11 protein-coding genes are annotated in these 13737 nt (G+C 45.4%); 6 read left to right on the forward strand and 5 right to left on the reverse strand.

Features of this window, described 5'->3' with window-relative positions; genetic code table 11:
* The first annotated feature begins 149 nt into the window (after positions 1 to 149).
* Positions 150 to 1187: a DUF4382 domain-containing protein gene (locus WJM94_RS06175; protein ID WP_444493360.1), complete on the forward strand. Its 1038-nt coding sequence runs from the start codon at positions 150 to 152 to the stop codon at positions 1185 to 1187.
* Positions 1188 to 1248: 61 nt separating this feature from the next.
* On the opposite strand, the gene WJM94_RS06180 is transcribed toward WJM94_RS06175, so the two are convergent.
* Positions 1249 to 2118 carry an AraC family transcriptional regulator gene (locus WJM94_RS06180; protein WP_444493361.1) on the reverse strand — a complete coding sequence of 290 codons (870 nt, stop codon included), beginning with the start codon at positions 2116 to 2118 and terminating at the stop codon, positions 1249 to 1251.
* A gap of 123 nt (positions 2119 to 2241) precedes the next feature.
* On the opposite strand from WJM94_RS06180, the gene WJM94_RS06185 reads away from it, so the two are divergent.
* The 3 genes from WJM94_RS06185 to WJM94_RS06195 all read left to right on the forward strand — a co-directional run bounded on the left by WJM94_RS06185 (position 2242) and on the right by WJM94_RS06195 (position 5788).
* Positions 2242 to 3390, forward strand: coding sequence for an aminotransferase-like domain-containing protein (locus tag WJM94_RS06185; protein ID WP_444493362.1), 1149 nt, complete (start codon positions 2242 to 2244; stop codon positions 3388 to 3390).
* Between the two features lie 454 nt (positions 3391 to 3844).
* On the forward strand, positions 3845 to 4873 hold the full coding sequence (locus tag WJM94_RS06190) for a hypothetical protein (protein ID WP_444493363.1): 1029 nt from the start codon (positions 3845 to 3847) through the stop codon (positions 4871 to 4873).
* Positions 4874 to 5077: 204 nt separating this feature from the next.
* Positions 5078 to 5788, forward strand: coding sequence for a lipoate--protein ligase family protein (locus WJM94_RS06195; protein ID WP_444493364.1), 711 nt, complete (start codon positions 5078 to 5080; stop codon positions 5786 to 5788).
* Positions 5789 to 5835: 47 nt separating this feature from the next.
* Here the strand turns inward: WJM94_RS06195 and WJM94_RS06200 are convergent, their stop codons facing one another.
* Positions 5836 to 6264, reverse strand: coding sequence for a VOC family protein (locus WJM94_RS06200; protein WP_444493365.1), 429 nt, complete (start codon positions 6262 to 6264; stop codon positions 5836 to 5838).
* 219 nt (positions 6265 to 6483) lie between these two features.
* On the opposite strand from WJM94_RS06200, the gene WJM94_RS06205 reads away from it, so the two are divergent.
* Positions 6484 to 7986 (forward strand): DEAD/DEAH box helicase, encoded by a 1503-nt coding sequence (locus WJM94_RS06205; RefSeq protein WP_444493366.1) that lies wholly within the window; start codon positions 6484 to 6486, stop codon positions 7984 to 7986.
* A gap of 87 nt (positions 7987 to 8073) precedes the next feature.
* Here the strand turns inward: WJM94_RS06205 and WJM94_RS06210 are convergent, their stop codons facing one another.
* Positions 8074 to 10953, reverse strand: a complete 2880-nt coding sequence (locus WJM94_RS06210; protein ID WP_444493367.1) for an MGH1-like glycoside hydrolase domain-containing protein — start codon at positions 10951 to 10953, stop codon at positions 8074 to 8076.
* Positions 10954 to 11175: 222 nt separating this feature from the next.
* Here WJM94_RS06210 and WJM94_RS06215 point away from each other — a divergent pair, with 222 nt between their 5' ends.
* Positions 11176 to 12087 carry a LysR family transcriptional regulator gene (locus WJM94_RS06215; RefSeq protein WP_444493368.1) on the forward strand — a complete coding sequence of 304 codons (912 nt, stop codon included), beginning with the start codon at positions 11176 to 11178 and terminating at the stop codon, positions 12085 to 12087.
* A gap of 67 nt (positions 12088 to 12154) precedes the next feature.
* On the opposite strand, the gene WJM94_RS06220 is transcribed toward WJM94_RS06215, so the two are convergent.
* Both WJM94_RS06220 and WJM94_RS06225 read right to left on the reverse strand, forming a co-directional pair.
* Complete coding sequence (locus tag WJM94_RS06220) at positions 12155 to 13213, reverse strand: zinc-binding dehydrogenase (protein WP_444493369.1); 1059 nt, start codon at positions 13211 to 13213, stop codon at positions 12155 to 12157.
* Positions 13214 to 13217: 4 nt separating this feature from the next.
* Complete coding sequence (locus WJM94_RS06225; protein WP_444493370.1) at positions 13218 to 13730, reverse strand: 2,4'-dihydroxyacetophenone dioxygenase family protein; 513 nt, start codon at positions 13728 to 13730, stop codon at positions 13218 to 13220.
* Positions 13731 to 13737 lie beyond the last annotated feature (7 nt).

The raw sequence follows: 13737 nt of genomic DNA on the forward strand, positions 1-13737 counted from the left end.
CTAATAAACATAGCATTACATTGCCAAAGATAGCGTCGAATTGAGCACACTTTTACGTAACCACTGAAAACAACAATATGCCCTTCTTTGATTAATATTTAGTCACCTTCAACTACATTTAATAGAATTCCAACCAAAAGGTACATCCAATGAAAACCATTAAATTCAGCTTAATGAGTGCTGCAGTGGTCATGGCACTTTTCGGCTGTAATTCAGACAGCGATTCCGTTAGCACAACAACACCCGTGACACTTTCAGTATCCGATGCTCCCATTGACGGCGTATCAGAAGTGGTCGTGACATTTAGCAAAGTTGCCTTCTTATCTATCGATGATGAAACACCCCAAATTTTTGAGGTCTACAAAACCGACGGAGAAGGGAATTATGTGGATGAGAATGGTGACCTGCTTCTTGAAGGCGAAGACCCAATTCCACTCAGCGTGGATTTGCTAAATGTACAAGGCAGCGATGTACACGATCTCATTGATGAAGAGCTAATCCCTACCGGTAATTACAAGCTTTGTGTTTTTGCCAATGACGGAAACCACCCAGATTACCCATCTTATGTCGTTGATGAATTGACGCTTAACCAAATCCCTCTCACAGTTAAAGGGGATGGGGCTTGTCCACAAGGGGTAGGTAAAGAAGACAACGTCGGGGTGCTTTTCTTCAACAATACGTTTGCGGTTAACCCGGACAACAACGAATACGTCGTTGAATTTGATCTACGTCGAGGGCTAAAAGATGGCACCGGTCAAAACGAAGGTTACAGCATTCAACGTACCTCCGTGACTTTGATTAACACGGTGACCACAGGCGAAATTCAGGGTGAAATCTCGTCAACGACTTATCAGAGCTGCGTTAACGATACCGTGACTGGAAATGGTTATGTTCAAGCCGTGTACTTATATGAGGGCGATGTTGCCGAACAAGACATGGGACCATTTGCGGGCGTAGAAGGGCTTGCTGAACCAATCGCTGCATCTAACGTTGTACTTGCCGATAATAATACGGATTACATGTATGAATTTGGCTTTGTTGAACCTGGTACCTACTCCATCGGGTACACCTGCACTGCCAATGATGATTCGGAAGATGGCTTAGTCGAAGGCGAGACCTTCAGTATCTACGATTCAGCCAGTGGTTTAAGCGTTTCGGTTGGTACAGATACCATCGCCGACTTCTAACGACTATCGACATGCAGGGTCTTTGAGACCCTGCTATTTAATACGTTGTTGGCAATGAACTTCAAAAAAAACTGATCGGTAGATAAAAATCCAGTTCAAACTGCTCTTCCTGATTTAGGAAGTGATTTTTATGGTAGTGGACATAAGCAGGCGTTGATCGCAGCTTAAAGCCAGAAGTGGGTAACCACAATTCCATTATCTGACTTATTTGTGGCAATAACTCCCCGTACTCTCCCTCGAGATGAAATACCGCATGCAATCCACCAGGGATGACTAACTGATTCACCACCCCACGTACTTTAAGTGGATTGTCTATCGCCAAACAGGCGACATAACGACATTTGTCCAGCTCAACCCAGGCGGGATTAGAGTGATGCAAGCCATACTGAACAGAAAAATCCCGTTTTTCCGATTCCGCCCACGCCTTTAAAACTAACCAGGCATTTCGGATTGAGCGGTTATACCCTTCATGCCGGACATAAGCAGCAAAACGTTGTGGGACTTCCATAATTTTTGGTGCTGGTAATGCGCGCGTGGCAACTCGATCATAACCTGCGGCCACTTCTGGATCTTTGAGATACGGTTTATCCGCCACTTTTAGATCGTGCTTTCGCCAAGCACCCGGAGACATATCAAACGTTGTCTTAAATGCCCGACTGAATGAAGAGACGGAGCTAAAACCGCACTTATTGGCAATCTCCAATACCGACGACTTTGTGTCAAACATCAACTGATTGGCGGCATATTCCATGCGCGTACGGCGGATATATTGATGAATGGACTCACCGACCACTTGTTTAAACACACGATGAAAATGTTGTTCAGAGTAGGCTGCTACATCAGAAAGCTGTGTAGCAGATAACTCTCTGCTTATATCTTGATGTATGTAAAACAACACATCGTTGATTCGAGAAATTTGTTGATGACTCACTGGCTAAACTAATGCGCTGATAAAGCATAAATGGACATGTTGAACAGCATAAATGGACACACTTCACTTATCAATTCCCATGTACTATTTGAGCCACAACAATAAAACGAGAAAACACAGCACATGGAAATCGCACAATCATTACAACAAATAAAATCTTCCTATATTCGAGAAATTCTCGCTGCAGCCAGCGATAAAAATGTCATCTCTCTGGCCGGCGGTTTACCTGATGAGAAAACTTTCCCTATCGACCTGATGAAGACGACTTTGGAAAATCTCGCAAATATGCCGGAGGTCTTTCAATACGGTTCGACTGCAGGCTATGCCCCATTGCTTAGCTTTCTGACCAATTACTATCAATTGCCAGAATCTCACCTTGCCATGATCACAACAGGCTCTCAGCAAGGTCTGGATTTGATTGCCCGTGCTTATATCAATCCAGACGACAAAGTGGTAATGGAAGCACCAAGCTACCTTGGTGCGATGCAGGTATTTGGTTTAGTGCAAGCCAATATTGTTACCGTTTCACAAACCGAATTTGGCCCTAACCTCGAAGAGCTGGAATGCTGTTTTACTGAGCAAAAACCGAAAATGTTTTACGCGGTTCCGGATTTTCATAACCCCACTGGTGTTTGCTGGGCATTGGAAACACGTCAAAAAGTTGCAGAGCTATGTATAAAATACAACGTCGCGTTTATTGAAGATGCGCCTTACCGCGAGTTGCGCTTCTCTGGTGAAGCTCTGCCAATGGTTTCTGATTTCTGCCCTCAACATTCCATCGTGCTACACTCATTTTCAAAAATTGCAGCGCCAGGTTTACGTATCGGCGTTGTAACTGGTAAGAAAAGTTATTTAGAGCCACTCGTCAAAATCAAACAAGGTGCTGATTTACATTCAAGCGTTCCAATGCAAGCTCTGCTGCTCGGACTATTGCAACATGACAACTTCGAATTACACATTTCAAAAATCTGTGAGTTGTACAAATCTCGCTATGACGTGATGTACACTAAATTGCATCAACAGCTTCCGAATGGCTGCGTACTGAAACCCGTCAATGGTGGCATGTTTGTCTGGGTGGAAATTCCGGAGTGCAATACTTTCGAACTCGCAAAATCACTGCTGGCAAATGGCGTGGCTGTCGTTCCCAGTCCAGTGTTCTATCCAGAAAATTCGGAAGTAAAAGCGGCGCTACGTCTTAATTTTACAAACGCAACACCCGAAGAGTTGACGGTTGCTGTGACTCGCTTAGCTGACGTCCTGACCAATATTTAGAAGAAGTTATACTTATCTGGCACGCGACCTTCGAGAATAGTTCATCCAAGTTACCTTTAGGTTCTTTGTCGGGAAGGCGGCGTGCCACAAAAAGTTCCCATAAAAATAAATTTTTTCCTTCAAATCAACTTTCTACAGTAAGTGCCTGTTTTTCTTAGGCCTCGATATGCGACACAATTAATGCTCTCAATTACATATTGATGGTTAGAAAAGTAACGTCTATCTTTCAGAAAAAGGCATCAACTTTGTAGCATTATTGCTCTCTATTTCAGGCACTTTCGCAAGTGGTGACATAGAGTAATTCAAAGTGTCGAGGAAGTATCTGGAAGTAACTAAAACGAGATAACCTGCTACTAAGAGTTGATCACAACCATTCTGAAAGTCGCGATACCAATCAGGCTGATTGGGGGATTTATGTCAGCCGTTCGCACTAAGAGACAGAGGGGTTATCAGGATGAAAACTCGAAGACTAAAAGGGCTTGTCATTGTCGGCTTGTCCGTCCTATTTTTCTACTTTCCCGCTTACTTCGCATACGCTGCATCACCGCCAAATTGCATCAATATACTGGCGACCAACCGAACCGCAGTCTCACAAAAAATGTTGGTTCTTCTCGGTGAAGACATCACTAAATCTAATCGTATTACGACCGTAGTTCCGACAAAAAAGAATCCGTTTGTAACCGAAGAACTGGTGTCAGTTGCCAACTACGTTTCACCAAATACCCGCTACCCAAATCGAACGCTAAAAGACATCGAAAGACTTAGAGCGAATTTAGCGCAGGCAGCGAAAGAAGCTGAACGATTGAAAGGGACATTTGAACTGGCATTTATCAGCCTTGTCGATGGCTATTGTCAGTTTTCAAGTCACGAACTGACCCAATACGCGAAAATAGATTTTGACCATTTGGAAGGCCTCACCCTTTACTCCATACCTGCGCTAATAGAGATGGCTGACCAATCTTACGCCTTGGCGAACAAACAGTCACAGTCAGACGAAAAACCAAACGAATCGAATCAGTCTAACAATGACCGACAACAACGTGAAGAAGGCGCAGTTGCCGCTGCCAGCTATCAAGGCGACAACGTTCTGGTGAAAGTTGAAGACTTTGACGGCTCCAACGTAACTTTCTCTGTAACAAACATCGGATCCGAAGGCGAACTGGAACCTCAGTTCAACACATTTAGCGCTTATCGTAATGAAAGCGGAAACCTTTTGTATAGACCTGAATCACTGCTCAGTGTTGAGGATAGTGATGGTAACAGTCTGCCAACCATAGGGATCGCAGAGCTTTCTTCCCAAGGAGGTAAACGTTTATCTATAGCACCGGGAGAAACCCGAAAATTCGTCACGCAGCTCATTACCAAGGCTCCTGAACACGCCGAATTAAGCTTAGAGTTCCCGGCCAGAGCACTCAATACAGACCGGCCGTTCTCATTATCATTTACCGACTTAATCGCCATAGCAACCGCGGACATAAACTAGTCCAACAAAAGAGCGATATTTCACTTCTCTCGAAAACAAGGCAGGCTCTAGCAGCCTGCTTTGACACTTCGACTCAAACTCTGAACATAAGGATGGCTTTTCTTTGTCCTCAAAGAGATAGATACCTCAAACAGTGAACCGGTAAGTAGTAATCTCTGAATATCTGCGATAAAAAGTGTGATGGTAAAAATCGAGGGATAAAATTTGGCTTCTAAGAATAAACTGATCCGTTATATCGCAACGGAAGTATCTGATGTCTTTGATAAAGAAGATTCACTGGTCGCTCAGGTTCAATCCAACCAACTGTCGCAAGTGCTGCTACTTTGGCAAGTCAAAAGCCCGACCCTCGTCCTTCCAGCAGGAAATAAGTGGCCAGCATCAGAAGAGCTGAAATATGCGCTGGACGAATCCGGCTGGAAGTTATTCTCACGCAAAACCGGCGGCGCTCCCGTTCCGCAGGTACCCGGTATTATTAATCTTTCTCATATCTATCACTGGCCGGATGATCAGCCGTACGACATCAAAAAAGCCTATCTGGATTTATGTGCCATATTAATCGTTTTCTTCGAACAACTGGGCGTTATGGTCGATGTGCACGCCACCCCATTTTCATACTGTGATGGCGAGTACAACTTAAATATTGCCGGGCAAAAGGTGGTGGGTACCGCACAACGCGTATTACTTAAAAAAGGCGGCGGCAAAGTCGTATTATCCCAAGCTTGTATCCTGATTGACGCTGATGTCGACAAGATCGTTGAACCAGTACGACTGTGCAATCAACTTTGTGGTCACAGCGATGATATTCGAGGTGATGTCCACACACCACTATTCGAACACATCTCCGAGAAACCATCCGTCGACACCCTATTTCAACAACTGACCAGTGCGTTTCTGGAACATCCTAAACGCGCTTAACTTAAAAAAGAGCAAGATGTGATTCCTGCTCCGACGCTACATATCCGTTAGTAAGAATAGTCATTACGCTCACTAACGATATCTGAGAAGTACTCTATGAACTCAAACTGCATACCGTGATCTTCCATATAATAGACATTTTTTCTGAACGGGTGCTCATCACCGCGATGATCCAGCTCGTAACCTGCCTTACCTAGTCGTTCAATAAGTGCTTCTACATCGGGAATTACAATCCCAACATGTTTGACGCCCGTAAATTGCGATGTCCAATGATTCGCATCGCCCTTTCCTCCGGAAGATATCGCAATATAGGAATGGTCATCGCCAACGTGAAACCATTCAATAGATCGACCAAACCAATTCTCAACTTTTCCGCCACCGCGTACTTTCCACTCTGGGATTGCAGCCATCAAAAACTCAATGGTCTTTTGAGCATCCACAACAGAGATATTGGCGTGTTCAACATAACTTTTCATTACCTTTTCCTTCTCGCTTTCATATGGTTACTAAACACTCTAGAACCTCAAGCTAAGTTGAGGTAAAGGTCAATTTAGACTCCAGTGTACAAAATGAGATGAAGATCAAATGCGGAATTAGTTGAAGATAGAGTACAAAAGCCTCAGAATGTCGCACTTTTCGCACCGAATATAATTTCGACGCGTTTTTATCCAACTCGACAATTGAGAATCATACATATGGGTTTTACCTCGTTAGGTCTATCTGCTCCAATCCTTAAAGCAATTCAGGAAAAAGGCTACGATACTCCTTCTCCAATTCAGGCTCAGGCAATTCCGGCAATATTGGAAGGGAAAGATGTCATGGCGGCAGCACAGACCGGTACAGGTAAAACAGCAGGCTTTACTCTGCCAATCCTAGAGAGTTTGTCGAGCGGACCTCGCGTTCGTAGTAATCACATTCGTGCGCTGATCCTTACGCCAACTCGTGAGCTTGCCGCTCAGGTACAGGAAAACGTCTTCATGTACGGCCGCCATCTTCCGCTTACGAGCGCAGTAGTGTTCGGCGGTGTGAAGATCAACCCTCAAATGCTGCGCCTGCGTAAAGGAGCGGATGTGTTGGTGGCGACACCGGGCCGCCTGATGGACCTTTACAATCAGAATGCAGTTAAATTTGATCAGCTTGAAGTGTTAGTGTTAGATGAAGCAGACCGTATGCTGGATATGGGCTTTATCCGCGACATTCGTAAGATCCTTAATTTGCTGCCAAAACAGCGTCAGAACCTACTGTTCTCAGCCACTTTTTCTGATGAGATTCGTGATCTTGCGAAAGGCTTGGTCAACAGCCCTGTAGAGATTTCTGTTAATCCGGCAAACTCTACGGCAAGAACCGTTGAACAATCCATTTACCCAGCGGATGTTAAAAAGAAAGCACCGATGCTGGTCAAACTAATTAAAGACGGTGACTGGAAGCAAGTATTAGTGTTCACACGCACTAAACACGGCGCAAACCGCTTGGCGAAGTTCCTAATCGACCAAGATCTGCCAGCAGCCGCTATCCACGGCAACAAAAGCCAGGGAGCGCGTACCAAAGCACTGGCTGATTTTAAATCGGGTGAGATTCGAGTGTTGGTTGCGACCGACATCGCAGCTCGCGGTATTGATATCCCTCAGCTCCCTCAGGTGGTGAACTTTGAATTACCAAAAGTTGCTGAAGACTATGTACACCGCATCGGTCGTACTGGCCGTGCGGGCGAAGTGGGCAAAGCGATCTCTTTGGTATGTGCTCTTGAAGCACCGGAGCTTTTTGCAATTGAGCGTCTAATCCAAGAACTACTCCCACGTAAGGAACTGCAAGGCTACGCGCCAACGAATGTTGTTCCGGAGTCAAAATTAGATACACGTCCGATTAAAGCTAAAAAGCCGAAGAAGCCTAAGAAACCAAAAGCAGAAGGTGATAACGCTCAGCCTACAGAGAAAAAGGCATCCACTGGTGCTGGTAAACCTAAACGCCGCTTCAACGCTAACAATAGTGGCTCAAACCAAGGTGGAACAGGCAAGCCTAAAGGCAGCCGCGAAGGCCAGGGTCGTGCAAACAGTAAACCAAGTGGCAGCAAACCAAACGGTAATAAAAACGGTAATGCTGGCAAACCATCGGGTAACCGCAAACCGACTAATGCAAAACCAGCAGGCAATAAACCATCAGGACAACGTCGTCAGGCTCGTCCGCAACCGATGAATTAAGCCTAAGTAAGCTACTAGTCAGTTCGATTTAAAGACGACAAAGCCGCTGATCATCTCAGCGGCTTTGTTTTTATCTAACCTAAAAAGTTATTTCACAGGCGTGATTCGAATATCCGCGATTTGCGCTTCGTTCTTCTCACCTTCAATACCACCAGCATAGATGTAGGTTTCATTCGACTTGAGATAGCTCATATTGAAATGATCCTTCAGAGCAATCTGATAAGTCATACCTTGTTCAAGCGCGATTTCAACTGGAGTTGAGTAACGCATGCCTTGGTTTTCACCAATATGTCCCATCTGTAAGTAACCTTGACCAACGACATTGCCTGAATCGTCCATCACCTCTAACAACTTCACCGTATTAGTGATCCCCGTGTTGAGCTGGCCCAGATTATTGTTATACCAAGCATCAAATTGGTAAGTGCCACTTGATGGTACTGTGAATGACTCCAATCCATTCACTGTGCCGCTGTCTTTGTTTACGGTGATAACTGACACATCGTCTTTAAGAGGCTGATAATCCCCTTCCAGCTTGACTCGAATCTCTTCACCCACACAAACAGGCTGACTTGGGTTTGAGCGGAAGCCCTTTTCGTTGATGCTTTCTGCCAAGTAACAAGCAAATCCTTGTAGCATGTCTGTGTAGGATTGAGCAGCTACATTTGATTGAATCAACTCGCCATTACGATATAAGTTGACGTTGTACTTGCTGCTTACATCAATGTTGACGGAATTGTCTGAGGTCGTCACCACCAACGTTGGCTCTTGAGGTGAATAAACACTGCTATCTTCGCTGGCATATGGAGCAACTCCCGACACGACGTTGATCTCGCTATCAACATTGACCAACCCACCTAATATAACGCGGTAGTGTCCATCTTGATCTAAAGTGACATTTTCAACTGGGTAATACCCTGTCTCGTCTTCGCTGACTTCTGGTAGTTCAACCGTCACCGAGTACGTTTTCCCTTTGAATTCGAAATTTTCCAACGTGATTTGGTCAGACTGAGCCAGTAAGTTATTGCGTACCCAGCTTGTGATAAAAGGTTTTACTTCAAGCTGACCCGTCTCGGTATGGATACCAAAAATCGTTTCCACCACCATGTTCAGGTAACCACCCACAGACCACAGTTGACGCTGAGAGTTAATGACAGGACCGTCAAGACTTGGATCTGCACCATGATCACTGTGAATAATGAAAGATTTGCCCGATAACCACTCCAAGTTTTCCATGTTCGACAAGTTGGTAGCGGTTCCTCGAACCAGAGATTGAATCGCATTGTTCGCCGCTGCAACATTTTGTGTTTGATGTGCGGCACGCAAGCTATACGCTGTCACGAAAGGCCAGATTGCTCGGTTATGATAGACGGCCACATCCGGCTGTTGAGGGAAATAAACAGGCACACCAAACTCACTGTGTGGGTAATTCGCCATGATCTGTTTTGCTTGCACGTCTGTCGCGATACCGCTGATGATCGCAAGCGCCTCACCCAACATGTCATATTTATCGATTGCAATGTCTTTACCGTTGTCAAACAGGTAACTCACATACATACCACGATCAGCATTCCAGAACTGTTGATTAATGGCGACTTTCAGCTGTTCTGCCCACTCACTGTATTTCACCGCATTGGTAGAATCGTATTCCTCAGCCAGTTTCGCCGCGAGCTGTAATGCACGGTAATGAACCACGTTAGTTGATAGTGCCTTACTGCTGCCTATGGCATTCACATCATCTGGTGTCCAGGTCGAGTAAGTTTGCTCACGCCAATCAAGGAAGGATTGTTCACCCGTGTAAAGTCCTGATTTCCCGTCAAAAGCTGCAAGACGATCCGCTTCCAGGGTATTGCTGACTGCTTTGTAAGCACGTTCTGCGAACTGGTTGTATTCTTCTCCGTCCAGTGCCGAAAGTAGTCGTTCAGCACCAAGCGCCCACGTTGTTCGGTCAGTGCTGATCGGCCAACTGCCACCTGTACCTGTATCCTGTACAATTTGTTCGCCATCATACTGTTGTTCCGTGGTATCACGGAAAACGGACAGCTTAAAGTTCAGGCCATTTTGCACACGAGTCGGATTCATCAGAGCAAGCGAAAGATCAGCAGCATACGCTAAATCACGCGTCCAAACGTAATGCCACTTCGCGCCCGTCTCAAATACTTCCGCTTTAATCGGGTTGTTGTAGTTGTAATTGCCGTCTTTGATCTCAGATACTGCAAGCTGATCCAGTTCTTTCATCGTCAATGCAAACAGCGCATCAAATGCAACATCACCCGACACCACTCGCGGGCCTGATTGTTCATTCACCACAACGCCTTGGTCTAGCGCATCACGTAGTTCAGTGGTTGTCGAGATACCAAACTCACGAGCCTCTGCGCTAGGGTCCTTCACAGAGAAAGTAACGGTGTCGCTGGAGTCATCATAGTTAGAAAACAGTTTTACCTCTTTACTCAGATGCCCCTCATGCACCATTGCTGGGTCCAGAATGGCATCTGAGTAGTATTTTTCAGCTTCTTCTTGCGTTGCTTTTGTCACTGTCATTGTCGCGCGACTTTCATCGGCAAAGCTTACGGAAAACTTGTAGTACCCTTTGTCTTCGAACGTGATCTCCGAGTTACAGTCATCGTTCATGCACGTTTCATTAGTGTCGGGTTTTGGTAGGTAGTCCTGAGCTTCATCAAACGCCGCGGGTTCCTCAAAATAGGTGTATTGGATCTGCCACCCCGGATCGGCAATCTTGAACTGATTACTTCCTCGAGCGACGCGAAGTACGGTCTCGTACTCATTGTTACCCAAATAGTTTAGCTTGGCATGTTCAGCCGTGCCCCAATCCCCGTTCAGTCCTCGTAAATACAAGTCCGAAGAGATAATAGGTTTGTCGACAGAGTCAGTCACGTCTGACGAATCAGATCCACATCCAGCCAGACCAATACAAGACGCGACAGCAAGCGCAATAAAGCTCGGTTTCATGTTCATTCCTTAGATTGTTATTTTGGGCGTTAGTCTAAGGAACGCATTCTTAAGAGAAAAATAGGTAACAGACGCTGAGCTATAGATGACATCTATATCTCAAACCCCAACGGTGATTTGGATCTATGAAATACAGATTTTTCCTACAAAATTGAATTCCAAGTTTGTGATTGGGCTATGTAATTGTGCAAAATACACCGCGCTCAAAGAGGGGAAAAGAATATGGATAAATCACTGCAGCAATTTTTGTTGGTTGCTCGCTGTCAAAGCATCAGTGCCGCCGCAAGGTTAGCAGGGCTCAGCCAACCGACTGTGACCAGTAATTTGAAAAAGCTTGAAGAGAATCTTGGCGTAACACTGTTCGAACGTCATCCTAACGGAATGGTCCTGACCGAATACGGCCGCATCCTGTACCGTCACAGTAATGCGATGCAACACGAATACAACCAAATGATGCAAAGCATTGAAGAGCGAAAACAGTACCAAGTCGGGAAAATAAAAATGGGGACGGGAGACGCGTGGTGGTCATTATTTGTTAAACAAGCGCTAAATGAACATCTAGCCAAACTACCGTCCGCTTCGACACACGTAGAATTTGGTAACCATCTGGGATTAATGGACTCGTTAATCAACGAGCAAATCGAGTTCTTTATCGGTCATGAAATTGTCGGATTATCTTCGAAGTGTGACGTCACTTTTATTCCTTTATTTCAAACAGTCGATGCTTTCTTCGTTTCTCCTGATCACCCTCTATTGGGAAAAACGGTAACGGAAGAGATGCTGCATGAGTACCCTGCTCTTTCTGTCACCTATGATGCAAAGAAATTCGCCCATGTTATCGATAATCCAATCCCAAAGCAGAACGAACGCGAAAGACAACAATTAGATGACAGACCGACTTATGAAGTGGACTCACTACTTGCCAGCATCGATGTACTGAAAGAGAGCGTCGCAATCATGTCTTACACCCGCCATTTGCAACCCTATCTGGAATCATTTGGACTGCAATGTTTAAGCATGGCAACCGAACCGAAACCTGGAACGGTAGGCATTTATCGTCATCGTCGAGAGACATCCGAGTCACACCTTGACTTAATTTCTGGCATCACTCAGCGCGCCAAATTACTAAGATAAAAAAGCCCCAATACAACAGTGTGTTGGGGCATGACTAAGGTAAAAACCCTTATGCAAACAATCTAATTTAAACGACTTGTAATTCACCATTTCGCCAAGGTTCAATGACAACCTTGATGTGGTCGTTTGGTGTCATTAACTGCTTAAATGCACTTTCAACACCATCCATACCCACTTTTGCAGTCAGCATTTTCTGCCATGGCACTTTACCGTCCGCAATCGCATGAAGACATTGCTCAAACTCATGTGGCTGGTAGTAGTATGAGAAACGCAGATCAAGCTCTTTTACTGTCGCGTAAGCGTAGTTGATGGTGGTTGGCGTAGTATGAATACCAGTCACCACGATGCGAGCACCTGCCGGAGCACGGCGGATAAAGTCATCAATCAACGTATGTTTACCCACACATTCAAAGATAACCAGGCGTGATCCCGCTGCCACTTCAGCACCTACCGCGACTTCATCTTCTTTGGTCGGGTTTACCACACGAGATGCACCAAACTCTTTTGCCAGTTCCAGCTTCTCATCTTGAATATCGACCGCCAGAATATTGCTAACCCCACGCTGTTGAAGCGCTGTGATAACAGCAAGACCAATTGGACCACAACCTACAACAAGTGCAGTCTCACCAGCTTGGATATCGCTGCGGTTAACCGCATGCAAACCTACTGCTAGTGGTTCAGCTAACGCTGCAGCTTCCGACGGAACATTCTCAGGAACAGGCAAAAGAAGCGCTTCATCAAGTAAGAAGTATTCAGAGTATGCACCATGAATACCCGGTGTCACACCAACGCCAGCCCCGTTTTGGCTTAGCAGAATCGGAACCGAAGTAACTCGGCTACCCACTGGAAATGCTTGTTGAGTGTCATCACCATATTCGACGACTTCCGCACAGAACTCATGACCAAGCATGACTTCTGTGTGGTCATCCATGCTTTCTGACATCACACCAAGTTTGCGGTAAAAATCAAATACCTCATTCGTATGACGCGCAATGTGTAAATCAGAACCACAAATGCCGCACGCTAGGCTACGAACAAGTACTTGGCCTGCCGCTGGCTTTGGCACTTCAACCTGTTGCAAGTGAACGCCGCCATCTTTCATTACGATACTGTTCATTGTTGCCATAAATTTACGCTCCAAGCTCGTCGCTCAGACCTGCAATCGCACCTGGCTTAATGTAACGTGGCGTGATGCCTTGAGCTTTCGCCGTTGCGATAACCACTTGCTCAATCCAACCCGCGTCCATGATATTCATGAAGTTACCGTCTTGGTCAAAGTTGATGTTAGCACCTTGAATCACCATGAAACCGTCTGCACCGCCTGACTCTTCCGGACAGTGGAACGTATGGATAGAACCGCCTGGCTCATACAAATAGCTGCCCGCTGTTTGCTTTTGCTCTGGGTATTCAATGTAATGCCACATACCGCTTAGCGTGTAGAAATGTACTACTCCAGTATGGAAGTGCTGAGGCAGAGTAATACCTGGTTTGAATTTCGCTCGAATAACCCAAGTACCATTCTCTGGGTCTAGAAACAATGGGTAAACATCAACACCCGGTAGTGCATCTTTGATGATCGACTCTTCATTTGTGTTCAGAGTTAACAGTAAATCCTGATGATTAATAACTTCTGGTAATGACATAACTCGC

This window comes from Vibrio sp. YIC-376 (assembly GCF_052353105.1).
Taxonomy (GTDB): Bacteria; Pseudomonadota; Gammaproteobacteria; order Enterobacterales; family Vibrionaceae; genus Vibrio.